The organism is Alteromonas sp. DYW1, from assembly GCF_059752595.1.
In genome coordinates this window covers 2,983,994-3,001,654 of the sequence record NZ_CM186038.1, presented here as the reverse complement: position 1 = coordinate 3,001,654, position 17,661 = coordinate 2,983,994, and the positions used below count along the sequence as shown (strand labels likewise).

The 17,661-nt window shown below is 47.0% G+C and carries 17 protein-coding genes; 11 read left to right on the top strand and 6 right to left on the bottom strand.

All coding sequences use genetic code 11. From position 1 onward, the window contains the following. Nucleotide 1: 1 nt before the first annotated feature. Genes apaG through AC121Z_RS13475 form a run of 5 tightly spaced genes read right to left on the bottom strand, consistent with a single transcriptional unit; the run spans nt 2 to nt 5,730 of the window. Nucleotides 2-379: a Co2+/Mg2+ efflux facilitator ApaG/CorD gene (gene apaG, locus AC121Z_RS13495; protein WP_498124537.1), complete on the bottom strand. Its 378-nt coding sequence runs from the start codon at nt 377-379 to the stop codon at nt 2-4. Continuing rightward, nucleotides 366-1,190 (bottom strand): 16S rRNA (adenine(1518)-N(6)/adenine(1519)-N(6))-dimethyltransferase RsmA, encoded by an 825-nt coding sequence (rsmA, locus tag AC121Z_RS13490; RefSeq protein ID WP_498124536.1) that lies wholly within the window; start codon nt 1,188-1,190, stop codon nt 366-368. Before rsmA ends, apaG begins: the two co-directional genes overlap by 14 nt. Then, on the bottom strand, nt 1,187-2,167 hold the full coding sequence (gene pdxA, locus AC121Z_RS13485; RefSeq protein WP_498124535.1) for a 4-hydroxythreonine-4-phosphate dehydrogenase PdxA: 981 nt from the start codon (nt 2,165-2,167) through the stop codon (nt 1,187-1,189). The genes rsmA and pdxA overlap by 4 nt, the downstream gene beginning before the upstream one ends. Nucleotides 2,168-2,169: 2 nt before the next feature. Next, nucleotides 2,170-3,459, bottom strand: a complete 1,290-nt coding sequence (gene surA / locus AC121Z_RS13480) for a peptidylprolyl isomerase SurA (RefSeq protein WP_498124534.1) — start codon at nt 3,457-3,459, stop codon at nt 2,170-2,172. 27 nt (nt 3,460-3,486) lie between these two features. Beyond that, entirely contained in the window at nt 3,487-5,730 is a 2,244-nt protein-coding gene (locus tag AC121Z_RS13475) for an LPS-assembly protein LptD (RefSeq protein WP_498124533.1), read from the bottom strand. 184 nt (nt 5,731-5,914) lie between these two features. On the opposite strand from AC121Z_RS13475, the gene djlA reads away from it, so the two are divergent. The 11 genes from djlA to mazG all read left to right on the top strand — a co-directional run bounded on the left by djlA (nt 5,915) and on the right by mazG (nt 16,958). Beyond that, entirely contained in the window at nt 5,915-6,742 is an 828-nt protein-coding gene (gene djlA, locus AC121Z_RS13470; protein ID WP_498124532.1) for a co-chaperone DjlA, read from the top strand. Next, entirely contained in the window at nt 6,743-7,651 is a 909-nt protein-coding gene (xerD, locus tag AC121Z_RS13465) for a site-specific tyrosine recombinase XerD (protein ID WP_498124531.1), read from the top strand. It begins immediately after the preceding gene. A gap of 172 nt (nt 7,652-7,823) precedes the next feature. Further along, the gene (locus tag AC121Z_RS13460; protein WP_498124530.1) at nt 7,824-8,537 is read left to right on the top strand and encodes a thioredoxin fold domain-containing protein; all 714 of its coding nucleotides are present in this window, start codon (nt 7,824-7,826) and stop codon (nt 8,535-8,537) included. A gap of 62 nt (nt 8,538-8,599) precedes the next feature. Beyond that, entirely contained in the window at nt 8,600-10,330 is a 1,731-nt protein-coding gene (gene recJ, locus AC121Z_RS13455; protein WP_498124529.1) for a single-stranded-DNA-specific exonuclease RecJ, read from the top strand. Continuing rightward, on the top strand, nt 10,330-10,608 hold the full coding sequence (locus tag AC121Z_RS13450) for a hypothetical protein (protein WP_498124528.1): 279 nt from the start codon (nt 10,330-10,332) through the stop codon (nt 10,606-10,608). Before recJ ends, AC121Z_RS13450 begins: the two co-directional genes overlap by 1 nt. 3 nt (nt 10,609-10,611) lie before the next feature. Then, nucleotides 10,612-11,343: a DNA repair protein RecO gene (gene recO / locus AC121Z_RS13445; RefSeq protein WP_498124527.1), complete on the top strand. Its 732-nt coding sequence runs from the start codon at nt 10,612-10,614 to the stop codon at nt 11,341-11,343. A gap of 109 nt (nt 11,344-11,452) precedes the next feature. Continuing rightward, nucleotides 11,453-12,199, top strand: a complete 747-nt coding sequence (pdxJ, locus tag AC121Z_RS13440) for a pyridoxine 5'-phosphate synthase (protein WP_498124526.1) — start codon at nt 11,453-11,455, stop codon at nt 12,197-12,199. Between the two features lie 15 nt (nt 12,200-12,214). Then, nucleotides 12,215-12,598, top strand: coding sequence for a holo-ACP synthase (gene acpS, locus AC121Z_RS13435; protein ID WP_498128259.1), 384 nt, complete (start codon nt 12,215-12,217; stop codon nt 12,596-12,598). Nucleotides 12,599-12,601: 3 nt separating this feature from the next. Further along, nucleotides 12,602-13,957, top strand: a complete 1,356-nt coding sequence (gene rlmD, locus AC121Z_RS13430) for a 23S rRNA (uracil(1939)-C(5))-methyltransferase RlmD (RefSeq protein ID WP_498124525.1) — start codon at nt 12,602-12,604, stop codon at nt 13,955-13,957. A gap of 11 nt (nt 13,958-13,968) precedes the next feature. Continuing rightward, nucleotides 13,969-16,149: a GTP diphosphokinase gene (gene relA / locus AC121Z_RS13425; RefSeq protein WP_498124524.1), complete on the top strand. Its 2,181-nt coding sequence runs from the start codon at nt 13,969-13,971 to the stop codon at nt 16,147-16,149. Then, entirely contained in the window at nt 16,149-16,958 is an 810-nt protein-coding gene (mazG, locus tag AC121Z_RS13420) for a nucleoside triphosphate pyrophosphohydrolase (protein WP_498124523.1), read from the top strand. Before relA ends, mazG begins: the two co-directional genes overlap by 1 nt. An 82-nt stretch (nt 16,959-17,040) precedes the next feature. Here mazG and AC121Z_RS13415 read toward each other — a convergent pair whose 3' ends face one another. Then, on the bottom strand, nt 17,041-17,463 hold the full coding sequence (locus AC121Z_RS13415; protein ID WP_498124522.1) for a hypothetical protein: 423 nt from the start codon (nt 17,461-17,463) through the stop codon (nt 17,041-17,043). Nucleotides 17,464-17,661 lie beyond the last annotated feature (198 nt).

The following is a 17,661-nucleotide window of genomic DNA, read 5'->3' as shown; positions in this document are numbered from 1 at the left end:
CTTAATTCACTAAATGTGGCACGCGCAAACCAAACACGTCGATGGGGGCTTTGAACTGCTCTCCATCGGCGCTGCGCATTTCATAATAGCCTTGCATACTACCAACCGGTGTATCGATCACGGCCCCGCTAGTGTACACAAATGATTCGCCCGGCTGAATAGTGGGTTGCTTGCCAACCACGCCATCCCCGCGCACTTCTGCCGTTTTACCATTGCCATCGGTAATCAGCCAATAACGTGTTAGTAGCTGCGATGCTTGGGTACCAAGGTTACTAATTTCAACCTGATAGGCAAAGGCATATTTACCTTCTTCAGCTTTTGCGTGCTCTGCGAGATAACGGGTTCTGACTTTGACTTGAATGGCGTTATTCGCTGTCATGCAGCTCCTTGTCTGAATGCTTTTCGACAAAATTAGCTAACTCTGCATAGTCGGTCAATGCCAGATTCTCGGCGCGTAGGTCCGGCGAAATATTGAGAGCAGACCAATGTTCCTCTGCAATTAACTCTTTCAAGCTATTACGAATGGTTTTGCGCCGTTGGTTAAACGCCATGGCACACACTTGATTCAGGCGCGCGATATTATCAACCTTGACCGGGGGAGTTGTATAGGGGATCAAACGCACGATAGCAGAATCGACCTTAGGCGGTGGCTTGAATGCAGTGGGTGGAACGGGTAACACCGGCATAACTTGGCAATAATATTGTGCCATTACCGATAAACGACCATAGTTTTTATGGTTCGGGCCAGCCGCGAGACGATTAACGACCTCTTGTTGGAGCATAAAGTGCATATCTGCAATGCACCCGGTAAAGCTAAACAAATGAAACATTAGTGGGGTGGAAATATTGTAGGGCAGATTACCAAACACCCGGATCCGCTTACCATCGTGGCATAAAGAACCAAAATCAAAGGTTAGCGCATCTTGTTCGATGACGGTTAACTTCGATTGAATAAAGGGATGATGACGTAACCGCTTTGCCAGGTCTCGATCCAGCTCAACCACGGTTAGATGATCGATAATTTCACATACTGGCTCCGTTAATGCGCCCAAGCCCGGGCCAATCTCAACCATAACCTGGTCGTTCTGCGGGTTAATCGCACTGACAATTTTATCAATGATGTACTCATCGTGCAGAAAGTTTTGTCCAAAGCGCTTGCGGGCAGTATGGCCAAGATGTTTCTTACTCATTGCTGTTTACTCGCCATTTCAATCGCTGTTGCCAAGGCTAAGTGCATACTTCCTGCATCCACATTACCCGAACCCGCGAGGTCACAAGCGGTGCCATGATCAACCGAGGTGCGAATAAAGGGCAAGCCTAATGTGACGTTAACAGAGGCGCCAAAGCCTTTATATTTAAGCACCGGAAGCCCTTGATCATGATACATCGCCAACACTATATCGGCATCTTCTAGGTATTTTGGTTGGAAAATCGTGTCTGCAGGTAGAGGGCCGATCACATTCAGGCCTTCTGCGCGTAACTGCTCCAGTGCAGGAGTAATCGTCGTGATTTCTTCTTTACCTAAGTGTCCATTCTCGCCGGCATGAGGGTTAAGGCCACAGACATAAATTTTAGGTGATTCAATACCCAGTTTGAGACGTAAATCAGTATTGATGATATGGATCACTTTATGTAATCGTTCGGTAGTAATTGCGCGCGAAACATACGCCAAAGGGATATGAGTTGTTGCTAGAGCAACGCGCAGGCCTTCGGTCGCTAACATCATAACCACATCGGTGGTATTGGATTGAGCGGCAAAATACTCAGTATGGCCACTAAACGACACTCCGGCTTGATTAATAATCCCTTTATGTACCGGGCCGGTAACAACTGCGTCAAATTCACCATGCATATTAGCTTCACAGGCTGCGCGTAACGTCTCGACCACATAATGGCCATTATCACTATCTAGCTCACCGACTTGTACAGGTTTATCGCATGGGATGTGCTTAACGTAAAGCTCACCCGCTGTTTGCACGCGGGTTTCGTCCAATTCGAAATCCGTTAACTGCAACGGCAGACCTAACAACTCAGCGCGCTGGGCTAGCATGTGTTTGTCAGCAAAAACAACCAGCTGAGCGTCCCATTGCTGCTGGGCTATTTTGGCGACTAAGTCGGGGCCGATACCCGCGGGTTCGCCTGGCGTGATCGCGATGCGCAATGTCATGACTATGCGTTCCCACCGCCAACAATTTCAATGTACGCCGCGTCACGCATTTCACGCAGCCAACTATCCGTTTCTTCTGCAAACTTCCGATTAAAAATTAACTGATAGGCTTTATCTTCTTTGCGTCGCTCGGTGGCATCGTCCATACGACGATCGATTAATTGAATCAAATGCCACCCATGTTGTGAGCGCACAGGCTCACTAAATTCGCCCGGTTGCAGCGTAGCTAAGGTATCACGGAAAACGGGTACATAAATGTTCGGGTCGGTAAAGCCCAGTTCACCACCACGCAGGGCAGAGCCAGGATCTTCGGAATGCTCTTTCGCTAATTCTTCAAAGGTCTTTTCGCCATCGATAATTTGCTGCTTGAAGGTTTTCAGCATCTCTTCGGCCTTTTCTTCACTGAGGATAATTGAAGGCGTAATCAAAATATGTCGCGCATTGACCTCTTCTACTTCAACCGTTTCGATACCGCGGGTGTCCAGAACTTTGAGAATATGAAACCCTGCGCCACTGCGAATCGGTCCGACGAGTGCATCTTTGCGCTTTGACTGCACCGCTTCAGCAAAAAGTGTCGGCATTGAGTTGATGTTCATCCAGCCCATGTTGCCGCCTTCCAAAGCTTCTGAGCCAGATGAAGAGGCAATCGCAATCTTGGCAAAATCCGAACCGCTCTCGAGTAATTCGATTACTTTCTCGGCGCGGTCTTTAGCCGCTGCAATATCGTCATCGGAGGCCTGAGGCGGAAAGCCAATTAAAATATGCCCTAGTTGATACTCTGCTTGTTGCGCGCCTTGCTGATCAATGAGGTCAACCAACGTATTGATTTCTTGTGGAGTAATGTAGATCCGACGACGTACATTGGCTCGTGTGACCTCGCCAGTGATCAGTTCTTGCCGCACTGATTCGCGATATTGTTCATAACTGATCCCCTCAAGCGCGACTTGCGAGCGTAATTGTTCCAATGTCATTCCTTCGCTTTGAGCAATATTGCGGATGGTCTGGTCAAGCTGCGGATCACTGATCCGGATCCCCATACGGTCAGCCATCTGCATTTGCAAATTGGTTAAAATTAGCCGCTCGATGGCTTGTGTGCGCAAGGCTCTATCTGAAGGCAGCGATTGATTGTTGGCAATCGCATTGCGCTTAACGTTGCTGATCAGTTCCTGAATTTCACTTTCTAGGATTACGCCTTGGTCTACAATGACCGCGACACTGTCTAGTTTTGTCTCTTGCGCATTGACGTGACTGACAGAAATAATCAAGGCAAGTGCTACTAATAGTTTCTTCATAGATATTAACTAACTCTAATTTTCTAATTAATTTAAAACGTAGGGTTGACGGTACCCAAACATACCCTCTTCGAGCATTTCTCGATTGTTACGTGACGAACCAATCCCTTTAAAGACAAATTGTAAGGCAACACCGGAGTCGAATTCGTTAGTGCTTTGTACGCCACCACCATCGAAGCGATTACTTAAATGTCGTTGCGCCACGAACCGCACAGCCCAACAGCAAGACTCATATTGTAACCCGAAGTATGATTCTATACTCCGGTTTAAGTTCAGATCCCGATACCAACGACCCACCCAATGCCATTTCTCACTGATTGGCCAGCTTGCGGAAAGGCCGATTTGATCGATCTGTTCTCCCGACAAATTGCGCACGTAGCGATGGCTTAACTGCACTAGACTTGAACTGTCGCGACGATATTCCAACGCTAAGCTGCTGCGCTCAACCTTGTCAGAGGCGCTGGATACTTGCACGTCAGTGTGTACCAACCATCGGTTGCTGATGCGCCAATCAAGCTCAGCCGCAATCGCTGAACTGTCTTCTTCTTTTGCGGCTGCGACTACACGATTTTCATCGAGATAAAATATTTGTCCTAGGCTTACCACCAATTGCTCGCGGTTGGCGGCGTCGAGTAAACGGCTAGTCACACCGAGAGTAATTTGATTATTGTCACTGATGCGATCCAAGCCAGTAAATTCTTGCCCGCGAAAGAGACCATCGACGTCATTAAGTAGTAATGTTGTATCGTACAAACCGATGTTCGCTTGATCTTCATAGCTGGTATACAAATACTGAAATTGTGGTTCGAACGTTAACGTTGATGCTTCATCATTCCACATTTGATTGCGTTCAAAAACCACGTTTCCATATAGCCTGACTTGTCCCAGCGTACGCGTGACCTCTTCCGCAAGTTCAGTGCCTTCTACGTCTTCTTGTTTGTAATAGGTGTTTAATATGCTGGCTTCGGCAAGTAGCTCGCCCCACTGTCGTTGGTAAGGAATCGCTAACGTTGGAGCGATGTGGAAACGTAGGGCTTTGGGTTGTTCCGCAAGTGGATTGTCAAAGTAGGCCAACTCAGAATTAATCCGCAAATCCACCCTATCATGCACGGAAGTGCGGTACTCAAGTTTAGTCTCTGGCAAGGCTCGATAAGTATCTTGGTGGTCTCCGATGACTTCAAAATCACGCAATTGTGCGGTGAAATCGAGTTGTTGGGTGTAATAGGAAACACCAATCGTGCGGTATAAGTGAGTGTCGGCCCGGTTATAAAAATCCGAACCTAAGTCTACGATGTAGTTGTCATCACTTAAACCGTTGAAGTCGATATTGAGCTGCCAATTTTTAGCAAATTGTCCTTGGTGAAAAACGCGATAGAAATACCGATCGGAATCGCTGCCAGACAACTCATCGTCGTTGGGTAAGTATTCCAAGTGAATGCTACCCAGGGCATTTTTCAATAAATAGCGAAATTCATTTTTGATCTGTAAGCCACGGTCGGTCATCAAGCGAGGGGATATTGTCATATCGAAATTAGGCGCGATGTTCCAATAAAACGGTTGTTCATAGTCAATCCCAGTAGCGCTAGAACTGGTTATATTGGGAAAGAGAAGTCCCGTTTGACGCTGCGTTGACACAGGAAAAGCAAAATACGGTAAGTAAAACACTGGTACGCCGGCAACATAAAAACGCGTGTTCTTTGCTTCCCCTAAAATCGAACCTTTCTCGAGGCTGATCTCACTGGCGCGAATCTGCCAGTCTTCGCTACCGATGGGGCAAGTGGTAAAAGATACCTCTTGCAAAGAGATACCTTGATTAGCATCGACAGATATTTGGTCGGCTGCACCATGTCCAACAAAGCCCGTTAACTGGTAGCGGGTGGAGATAAGGTTTAGCTGTTGACTGTTCGAGTCAACATTAACCGATTGGCTTTCAACTTTGAGCTGTTCGCTTTGGTAGGTGACATTACCCTCGGCAAAGACACTTTTGCCGTTATCTTCAATTGTGGCTCTTTCTGCGCTAATAACCGCACGTTCACTGTAGATGTCTACATTTCCCTGAAATAATGCGGTTTTATCTTCTATGATTTCGGCCTGATTCGCGCGCACGACAATTTCCCCACCCGAGGTAAGTTGTTGGGGATCAAATGAGACCGGCGGCACGGCACACAATGTCACCGGCTCTTGCGCGAAAATTGTAGGGCTAACTAAAAACACAGACAGCGTTAGCGACGCACAGCGTGAAAACTTCAAAACGGTTTTTGCTCTATTCATAGGTGAGAATGACAAGGGGTCGCGTTCACCTATTCGTTTAATTTGCCAAGTTCTGGCGATTTTAAGCTGTTATCCTCGATTAACCAAGCAAACAACGACAAATAGTCGCATTTTATGTGATTTTCTTTCGCTCAGAGGGTTGATCAGTTAGGATTCAGATTCGTTGCAAAGGGTTCTAACTACTATGGCATATTGGGGTAAAGTTGTTGGCGTTGCGCTGGGTTTTATGGCCGGTAAATGGGTCGGTGCAATTCTTGGCTTAATTGTGGGTCACATGTTTGACAAAGGCTATAGTCAAGATTTTAGCCAAATGGGTGGTTTCGGGCGCTTTTTTACTGATAAAGACAATTTCAAACAGCAAGCCATCTTTTTTCATACCTTATTCGCCACACTCGGACACCTGGCAAAAGCTGATGGTGCGGTTACTCAATCGGAAATTGCTGTGGCTAGTCGTTTAATGGACGAAATGGGCTTAAGTGGTGAAACCCGCGAAGCCGCTCAAGCTGCCTTCCGCGAGGGTAAAGCGGCAGATTACCCGATTCAAGCAACGATTAACGAATTTGTCGATTCCTGCCATGGGCGCCGCGACATTATTCAAATTGTGTTGGAGATTTTAATTCAGGCGAGTTTCTCTGACGGTCATCTCGCACAAGCTGAATATAATGTTTTAGTAAAAGTCGCCAAGGCTGCCGGATTTAGACGTCAGGAGCTTGATTATTTAATTCGTATGTACGAGGCCGAGGTGCGTTTCCGTCAAGCTGGACCGCGGCAACGTCGCTCTTCGAGCTACAATGAGCAACAGAAATCCGCTGATGCTTACCAAATTCTGGGTGTCGCCCCTAATGCCGATCACGCCACGATTAAAAAGGCCTATCGCAAATTAATGTCGGCGCATCACCCTGATAAATTGATGTCGAAAGGACTGCCCGAGCAAGCAATGCAGATGGCCAAGCAAAAGGCACAAGATATTCAGCAAGCGTATGAATATATAAAGGAATCGAGAGGTTTCTAAATGTCTGCGCTAAGTCAAAATCATAGCCTGCTGGACGAGTTTCTACAGGTACTTTGGTTGGAAAAAGGCTTAAGTGAAAACACGGTTAATGCGTATCGCTCAGATATCAGCGCTTTTATCACATTTTTAATCCAAAGCAATGCGCGTCACCAAGAGTTAAATGCCGTCGATGAGGAAGATATTCAACAGTTCATTGACCAGCGTAATCGAAACGGAATGAGTCATCGCAGTAACAGCCGCGCAATGAGCGCGTTGCGCGCATTCTACCGTTATCAAGTCAGCCGTGAGCGCCGTGCGAGTAATCCATTGCGCCAGCTGACTAACCCTAAAGTCCAGATTGGTTTACCCAAAACACTGACCGAAGCACAAGTTGAAGCCCTTTTGCATGAACCGCGCACGGATGATCCCATTGAAATGCGTGATAAAGCCATGCTTGAAGTGCTCTATGCCACGGGTCTTAGGGTGAGTGAACTCATTAGTTTAGATACCTCCTCGCTGTCGTTGGCACAAGGGGTCGCACGGGTCACTGGCAAGGGCAACAAAGAACGTCTAGTGCCACTCGGAGAAGCGGCGCTAGAGCAATTACAGCGCTACATTAAAGAGGCTCGCCCAGAGTTACTGCGGCAGAAATCAGACATTCTGTTTCCTAGTTCACGTGGGCGTATGATGACCCGCCAAACGTTTTGGCATCGCATCAAGTTGTATGCAGTGCGTGCCAACATTCAGGTTGCGTTGTCGCCACATACGCTACGTCATGCTTTTGCTACGCACTTGTTGAATCATGGGGCGGATTTACGTGTCGTCCAGTTATTATTAGGCCATAGCGATTTATCGACCACTCAAATTTATACTCATGTGGCAAAAGAGCGGTTGCAAGCATTGGTGGGAGAACATCACCCTCGCGGTTAATGGTGATAGGTATTCGATAAGGTACGCAATAGGTGCGGTGAGTCATTTTGGCTGGCGCTATTCTCTGATAAACTCTCTTACCGAAACTTATGGCCCGAATAAGGGTCGTATTGAAAGAATGTGCTGACGACACCGGTCAGTGTTATACCCGTAATCAAAAAGAAGGTTTTCAGTGAAGTCGATAGTCAAACAGTTGAGCGTAATAGTACTTATTTTTACCGGGCTGCAGGTGCATGCGGATAATTACGATGCAGTTAAAGCTAAGATTGAAAGTAAGATTTCGATTCCAATCAATGCCATTGCCGAATCTCCAGTGCCAGGCCTGTTACAGTTAAATACAGCGCGAGGACTGTTTTATTCGAGCATGGACGGAACCTACTTGTTGCGCGCTAATGTCTATAATTTAGACGCGGGCATGCGCAATGAAACGGAAGTGGCTATGTCGGCAATCCGGACCGAAGGTTTAAAAGATTTTGTTGGCGAAACCATTGACTTTAAAGCTGAAAACGAGAAATACGTTATCAGTGTGTTTACTGATATTACCTGTGGCTACTGCCGTAAACTGCATCGTGAGATTGAAGAGTTTAATGCCCGCGGTATTACGGTTAGGTACTTGGCGTTTCCGCGCGCGGGACTTAATAGCCAAGGGTATAATGATATGGTTTCGGTGTGGTGCGCGGCCAATCCACAGAACGCCATGACAGAGGCTAAGTTAGACGATACGGTCTCGCCAGCAGAATGTGCAAATTCAGTGGCTGAACAGTATTTGTTTGGGCAAAAAATTGGGGTTACCGGTACGCCAAATATTATCATGCCGAATGGCACCATAATTCCGGGTTATCAACCGGCTGAAATGCTTGAACAAGCCATCAAGGATAACTCATAATACTGCCATCAATTTTTCGTTCTGCGTGGTAACCCACTGCGCAGAACATTATCTTTAAGTCCATGCCTTTAAACATCATTAGGAATACTGCATCTGACGTTGATTTTCCTGATTGGATGCAGTCATTAGATTTTCACCCCATTTTGAAACGGATTTTCCTCAGCCGTCATGTCAGCTCGCCTGAACAATTGCAAAGCTCGGCTGCTGGTTTGTTGTCATACGCCACGCTAAAGGGGGTGACTGATGCAGTTGAATTATTGGCTGATGCGTTAGCGCAACAGCAGGCAATAAGTATTGTTGGCGATTTTGATGCGGATGGAGCTACCAGTACCGCGTTGTGCTTATTGGCTTTGACGGCAATGGGGGCTAAACATGTCGATCATGTTGTCCCTAATCGTTTCGAGTACGGCTATGGATTAACTCCGCAAATCGTCGATGTGGTTCATCAACGTGGCGGTCAAGTGATCGTTACCGTAGATAATGGGATAGCCTGTCATGCCGGTGTTGCACACGCCAAAGCCCTTGGGCTGACTGTTATAGTAACCGATCATCACTTACCCTCAGAAACGCTACCAGCCGCCGACGCGATCGTAAATCCCAATCAACCTGGTTGTCAGTTTGCGTCCAAAACGTTAGCGGGTGTTGGGGTTGCATTTTACTTGATGGTTGCGCTGCGCGCACATTTACAGCAAACCGAGTGGTTTACGCATCAACAGATATCCGCGCCGAATATGGCACAATATTTAGATCTCGTCGCGCTGGGCACAGTTGCTGATGTAGTGACACTTGATCACAACAATCGGATTCTGGTTTATCAAGGTTTACAGCGTATCCGAGCGCGTCAGTGTCGACCTGGTATTTTAGCCTTGTTAGATGTCGCACAACGGAATGCAGAAGGACTCACATCAACGGATTTAGGTTTTGTTATTGGTCCTCGATTGAATGCCGCTGGGCGCTTAGATGATATGTCGATGGGTATCGCTTGCCTACTGACTGATAGCCCGCAACACGCGAAAAGTATTGCTATAGAGCTTGATCGTTTGAATCAACAGCGCAAGCACATTGAACAATCAATGCAGCAGGACGTGCTAGCGAGCATTCCTGCAATCGACACTGATGAGTATCAGACGTCGAATGGAGTTGTGCTTTATCAAGCTGATTTTCATGCCGGTGTTATTGGTATCGTTGCGGGGCGTATCAAGGATAAATTGCACCGACCAACGATTATTTTTGCGGAAGAAAATGCCGATCAGTTAAAAGGTTCGGCACGCTCCATTACTGGCGTGCATATTCGCGATGTTTTAGCGTTGGTTGACAGCCGTAATCCTAATTTATTGATCAAATACGGCGGCCATGCCATGGCGGCCGGGCTAAGTATTGCAAAAGTTGATTTTGAACAGTTTTGCCAAGCCTTCGAAGGTGCACTGAGTCAGTGGGAAAATCAGATCCAGCAAGTGCAAGCAATTTACTCTGATGGCGAGTTACCGGCTGATTGTTTGTCATTAGAGTTTGCCGAACAATTAAAACATATCATCCCCTGGGGGCAAGGCTTCAGAGAGCCGCTGTTTGATGGCGTGTTTACTTTAGTGCAACAACGTATTGTCGGTGAAAAGCACCTAAAAATGGTGCTAAAAGCAACAAATGGTGAATACATTGATGCTATTGCGTTTAATGTGGATACGACTCGCTGGCCTGCCCCTGAACAAGCGACAGTGCAGTTAGCCTATCGTCTGGACGTTAACGAATTTCGCAATAAACGCAATTTACAACTGTTAGTTGAGGCCCTCGATTAATGGATAAAAAGGCACTAAAACGGTTACTCAACAAGCATCCTGATTTAACCCACAGCGAATGCTGCAAAGTGATTTCTCACGTGCAACGTAGCGAAGATGACTGGTATATCAATACCCTAATGCTGGATGGATATGACGTGCCGTTTATTTATCGCCGCAAAAAGCCCTATCAAACGCTGAAAGGGGCGCGTGTTGACCTGACCTATTATTCGCACACGCAAGAAGTGGCGGGCATACATTTTGAAACCATGAAAGTGGTGCGGCTGAGACGCAGTTAACCGATGGCCAGTGAAACCTGTCAGGGCTATGTGCTGCATCGGTTACCTTACCGAGAAACCAGTTTATTAGTTGACGTATTTACCCTTGAGAGCGGCAAGTTGCGGGTCGTGGCAAAAGGTGTGCGGGGCAGTAAGTCGGATCGAAAAAGTCTCCTGCAGCCCTTCCAATTACTCGAATGTGTGGTGTCTGGGCGCAATGAATTGCGCAATTTAGGGCGTGTTGAGGCGCTATCTGGCCGAGCTTCCTTTGCACAGCATGCGCTATATTGTGGCTTTTACTTAAATGAATTGCTGAGCCGCGCCCTACCAATTGATTTGCCGCAGGAAGATATTTTTACTGACTATCAATTCGCTTTGCAGCATTTAGCCAAAGCTGCATCGGATAAGCAAAGTACTGACTTAGAAATTGTGCTCAGAAGTTTCGAGCTCAACCTGTTAGATCACCTTGGCTATCTGCCCGATTTCTCAGCTTGCGCGCAATCACATAGCCCAATTGCAGCAGATGCAAGTTACACCTTTCAGCCAGAGCATGGTTTTGTAGAAATCATGGCAACGAATAGTCGCCAGACTCAATCATCCCCATTTTTTCGCGGGCAAGACATTATCGCCATCGGAAGACAGGATTGGCAGACTGCTAGCCTGCGGGCGGCTAAGCTATTTATACGTTTAGCGCTACCCAGTGTGATTGGCAGTAAACCGCTACACAGTCGCTTGCTGTTTTCGCAGGTGAAGTAATCATCGCTAAAATATCGAGTTAAGCACGCAATAAGCGGACAGACAGCAAGTTGCATTATTGCTAACATATGCATGTATTTTTTGATCCTGTAGAGAATAAGGACAAGTTTTGAACGATATCTTTTTAGGCGTCAACATTGACCATATCGCTACGCTGCGGAATGCGCGAGGAACTCAGTATCCAGACCCAGTGCACGCCGCGCAAATAGCTGAACACGCAGGCGCTGATGGCATTACGGTGCATTTACGCGAAGATCGGCGACACATCCGTGATCGTGATGTCGAATTACTCAGTGAAACCGTGCAGACACGACTGAATCTGGAAATGGCTGTCACCACCGAGATGTTGGGCATAGCGACGCGCTTGAAACCTACTTTCTGTTGCTTGGTGCCAGAGAAGCGCGCAGAGCTAACCACTGAAGGCGGATTGAATGTGGCAGATAATCTAGCGGCAATAAAGGATGCCTGCACCCAGTTGGCTGAGAACGGAATATTAGTCTCCTTATTTATTGATGCTGACAAACGCCAAATTGACGCTGCGATGGAATGTGCAGCTCCATATATTGAAATTCATACGGGGCAATATGCTGATGCGTTGACGCTGCAACAACAGCAGTTGGAATTGACTAAATTAATTGATGGCATTACTTATGCTGATGCGTTGGGATTAGAAGTCAATGCAGGGCATGGCTTGCATTATCACAATGTTAAACCTATTGCCGCCATTCCCCAGATTGTAGAGCTGAATATTGGTCATGCGATTATCGCCCGTGCGGCATTTGATGGTTTACACACGGCGGTCAGGGATATGCGGGATTTAATGCAACAAGCGCGTATGTCAGTATCTACGCTGTAATTAACAGGAAATACTATTTTGATCGTAGGCCTCGGAACGGACATTGTTGAAATTGAGCGGATCGAAGCACATTGCGCTAAGTCCTCGCGTTTAGCTGAGCGAGTATTGACCGAGAAAGAGATGCAAGTTTATGCAAATCACTTACATCCGGCACGTTATCTTGCCAAGCGCTTTGCGGCTAAGGAAGCTGCGGTAAAAGCGCTCGGCACTGGTATTGGCAACGGCGTGAGTTGGCAGCATATTGAGATCGACAATAATGCACTCGGGCAACCGCAATTGCACTTTAGTGGTGAGTTTGCGCGGTTATGCGAGTCGCGCGCGATCAACTCTTGTGTGGTTTCTATTTCCGACGAAAAGCACTATGCGGTCGCAACCGTTATTCTAGAGTCAACGGGTTAGCCCATGGTGCAGTTTGTTAAGCCGGTAAAGCGGCATGCAAGAACGTCTAGCAAGCATCGCAAGGAAAATGCCAAGCAGTCTATTGCTGTGCAAATATCGACGCTTGATCATAATGGCGTGGGTGTTGCCACGCAGCATGCGCCGGTGGTTTTCGTTGACGGCGCCCTACCTGGTGAAGCGGTAACGGTTACGTTAGAAACTCGTAAAAAGCATTACTGGCAAGGCCAAGTAAAGCAGGTTGAGACATCGAATCCAGCGCGGCAAGACCCGTTTTGCCAGCATTCACTGGTCTGCGGCGGGTGTCAGCTCGATTATGTCGCCCCCGAATATTTACGCCAACAACGCAAGTTTGCGATCACACAACTACTGGACAAGATAGCTGGCATTAAAACGGTTGAGTGGGAAGCGGATATACATGCAGCGCCGCTAGGCTATCGGCGTAAGGCCCGTCTTGCCGTAGATGCACGAGATAGTAATGAGCGTCGTCTAGGATATCGACGCAGAAAGAGTAAAGAGGTATTTAAACTGCTTGAGTGCGCAGTGTTAGCGCCAGAAATAGAACGCCTCATTCAGCCGTTACAGGATTGGGTAGATGCGATGCATAACCCTAAACCACTGGGGCACGTTACCTTATTTTCAGGTGATCGTCGGGTATTGGTCCACGTTCGGGCAACGGCAGCGCTGGCTAATCATGATCGAATGGCCTTGATAGCATTAGCTGAGCAAAATAATTGCGCGCTATCGATAGCCATCGCAGACCACCCCATTCAATCGTTGCACGGTGATCTCGCGGCAATTACCTATTCACCGGGTGATGGTATACAGATACCTGTTGGGGCTGATGATTTTGTTCAGGTTAATTCTGGCGTGAATCAACAAATGGTAGCTCAGGTTGCTGAGTGGCTGACAGAGAATAACGCCAACTCAGTACTTGATTTGTTTAGTGGTACTGGGAATTTCAGTTTGTTGCTGGCTAATCGGGGTTTTCAGGTTCAGGGCGTGGAGGGCGTAGCCAATATGGTGACCCGCGCACAACACAGCGCAGAGCAACTTGCACTAAAACAGTGCGGCTTTGCCTGTCATGACCTTTTGAACGAAAAGATTGTGCAACAGATTCTCCACGAATCCTTTGATGCGGTTTTGCTTGATCCCTCGCGTGAAGGGGCACCTGCGGTCTGTCGTCATTTAAAACCGCAACGCCAGCCAATGATTGTGTACGTATCTTGCAATCCCGCCAGTTTCGCCCGTGATGCTAAACAATTAGTTGCGCAGGGTTATCAATTACAGAAGATACGTTTGGTTGAGATGTTTGCTTACACCAAGCATTGTGAATTAATGGCAGTCTTTCGCGGAAGTTAAGACAGAGAATCATGGTATCAACAAGAAAAGTACATAGCGAACAACGTCCACCATTTGAGCAATGGATGGCGCAATTGCACTTGCCGGAAGATACCCAACAAGCCTTACGGTCAATTGCTGAAAAACCAGAGATTTTACTTGTTGGCCAAGAAATGGTTGAGATTTTGGTCCAACTCAATATGGATGACACTACCTTGCAGGCGGCGTTGGTGTTTCCTTACTGTCAACAGCACGCGCTCTCTAATGAGGATGTTGTCGAATCTTTTGGGCCTGAGATCGGTAGCCTAATCGAAGGGGTTCGCAAGATGGAGGCTATCCGAGCGTTGCATGGTCGCGCTGGGGTCAACAAGACTGGGCAGTTTCAAGAGCATCAAATCGATAGTATACGCCGCATGTTGCTCGCCATGGTTGAAGATGTGCGCGCGGTGGTTCTGAAAATGGCAGAGCGGATTTGCGCTTTACAATCAGTGAAGGAAGCTGATGAAGAGACGCGCGTCATGGTTGCCACTGAATGTGCCTCAATCTATGCCCCCTTAGCCAATCGTTTAGGCATTGGACAATTGAAATGGGAATTAGAGGATCTCGCCTTTCGATATCTGCATCCTAAAACCTACAAACAGATTGCCAGTATGTTGGATGAAAAGCGAGCCGATAGAACAGAATATATCGAGTCAATGGTCACGCGCCTGCAGTCACTGCTTAATGAGCAAGGTATTCAAGCCACGGTTTATGGGCGCCCCAAGCATATCTTCAGTATTTGGAAGAAAATGCAGAAGAAGCGTCTGACATTTGAGCAGCTTTTTGATATCCGAGCGATGCGCATTATTGCTGACCGATTACAAGATTGTTACGCAGCCTTGGGCATAGTGCATGCAAACTTTAAGCACATTCCCAATGAATTTGATGACTATATTGCCACACCAAAACCCAATGGTTACCAATCCATTCATACGGTCATTATTGGGCCCCAAGGCAAGTCTATTGAAATCCAAATCCGCACTCAACAAATGCATCAAGATGCGGAGTTAGGCGTTGCCGCACATTGGAAGTACAAAGAGGGAGCGCAGAGCAAAACGTCAGGTCACGAGGAGCGCTTAAATTGGTTGCGTAAAATACTGCAATGGCAAGAAGAAGTTGCTGAATCGGGTGACTTAGTTGAAGAGCTTCGCAGCCAAGTGTTCGATGATCGGGTGTATGTTTTTACTCCTAAAGGTGATGTTTTAGACTTGCCACAAGGCTCAACACCGCTTGATTTTGCCTATTATGTGCACACCAATATTGGCCATCGATGTATTGGCGCAAAAGTTAATAAACGTATTGTCCCCTTCACCTATCAATTAAAAAGTGGTGATCAGGTTGAAGTGCTAACCGGTAAGGAGCCTAACCCCAGCCGGGATTGGATGCATCCAGGACTAGGTTACGTCCACTCATCACGGGCACGGGCCACTATTCATAGCTTTTTTAAGAAACAAGACCGGGTAAAAAATCTAGAAGCGGGTAAAGAAATTGTCGAACGCGAGTTACATAAAGCGCATTTGCCATTGAAAGCCTTAGGTGAGGTTTGTGAGCGCTTTAATCAGCCGTCTGTCGATGACTTGTATACCGCTATCGGTGCCGGTGACGTGCGCATTATGTCGGTTGTTCGTCAGTTGCAACAGCATTTACAACCGCCCGAATCAGAGCCAACACCAGACACGCTGGTAAAAACACCTATTAAGCCAAAAAGTAGCAAAAAACGTGATGATAGTGTGGTGGTGGAGGGGGTTGGCCATTTGCTGAGTCATCTAGCGAATTGCTGTCAACCCGTGCCGGGTGAAGCCATCGTTGGTTATATCACACAGGGCAGAGGAGTCAGTGTGCACCGGCAAAATTGCGAGCAACTGAGTCATTTACTTGAGCAGCATCCTGAGCGTGAAGTTGAGGTCAATTGGTCTGGCGACATTGCTACCGGTTTTGAAGCCCAGTTGTTAGTGATGTGCACCGACCGTACCGGCATTTTGCGTGATATTACCACCGTGCTCGCTAACTTAAGAGTATCCTTGTTGGGAGTCAATAGCTTAAGCAATAAGTCTTCGGGCTCGGCTGACATTGTCCTAACGGTTGAAGTGGCTGATGTGAAATCGCTACGTAAAGTAATGCTCAGTCTTAAGCAAATTCACGATGTGGTTGATGTGGTGAGAAAAGACGCATAATGACCGAGAAATCCGATAACTTGACCCGTCTGTTACGCATTATGCAGCAATTGCGCGACCCACAATCTGGCTGTCCTTGGGATCGCAAGCAGACGATGACATCGTTGCTCAAATATACCCTAGAAGAAACTTATGAAGTTGCAGACGCGATACTTGAAGGCGAGCCGGTAGCTATCTGTGACGAGTTAGGTGATTTATTATTTCAGGTGGTTTTTTATGCGCAAATTGCCCAAGAGGAGGGGCTGTTTACTTTTCACGATGTGGCTAAATCGATAGCAGATAAGCTCATCCGTCGTCATCCTCATGTTTTTGCAGATAATGTTAGTACACCGACGGATGAAGCGCTGGCAGCACAATGGGATGCGATCAAGGCTGCTGAACGACACCATAATGGAGACACGCAGACCAGTATTTTTGCAGCATTAAAGCGAGGCTTACCGGCATTTCAACGCGCCTATGAATTGCAGAAAGCGTGTGCTAACGTCGGCTTTGACTGGGATTCGGTCGATCCAGTAGTGGCTAAAGTTGAAGAAGAAATTGCTGAATTACGCAGTGAACTTAGCGCTCCAAAATTGAATAGTGATGCTGCAGAAGAAGAACTTGGTGATCTTTTGTTTGCCGTGGTAAATCTTGCCCGGCATATGCAGGTGTCTCCCGAGGTGGCTTTGACCAAAGCCTGTCAAAAATTTGAAAGGCGCTTTAATTACATTGAAGCTGAGTTTACCCATCAAGGTCAATCGATTGAGCAGGCTTCAGCAGATGAATTAGAAGCATTGTGGCTGCGTGCGAAACAGCAAACCAGCAAGTGATGAGCGAGATAACTTTATTTTGCTTAATGAGGGATAGTTAAGTGCCGCGACGGAACTTGCGGCGACTTAACTATACACCCAATTATTTCAGGTCAGGTTCGTATGAAACGCGGATCACTTTATGTTGACCGCTATAACGATTAATTGAAAATACAACGCGCCCTTTACCAAAGTAAAGCCAATCAACACGGTGTGTATCAGTTCCGTAATAAAACGGTATCCAGGCCTTACCCGTTTGGTATGATGTTGAGTCATCCGGATTGCCAAGCAAATTGCGCACTCGTGTATCACTCATGCCCAGTTCTACCTGCTTCATTGGTGAGTCATCAGGAATAGACGAAAGTTCAGCTTGTGCCTCTTGTGCTTCTTTGGCCTCAGCTTCTGCTGCTTCATTGCTTTCAGTATTGTCTGCGGAACTTCCGGTGGATGAGCAACCGGCTATGCCAAAGACCAATAAAAACGTGAGCAAGAGTGTATATTTGGTTTTATTAGTATTGATGACCATGAGGTGAGATCTCCTTATTATTTTGATCATTCATTATTCCGTCGCCTCAAGTAAACCATGACTATCAGAATTTAGAAATGATTTTATGTTTGGTGTTGGTAAAAATCAGGATCTGCTGGAGCGCAATATAATTTGTGCATTCAGCCATATGCCTGTATCTGATAGGGAGCATTAAGTGAAGAGTGCCAATACGGCACT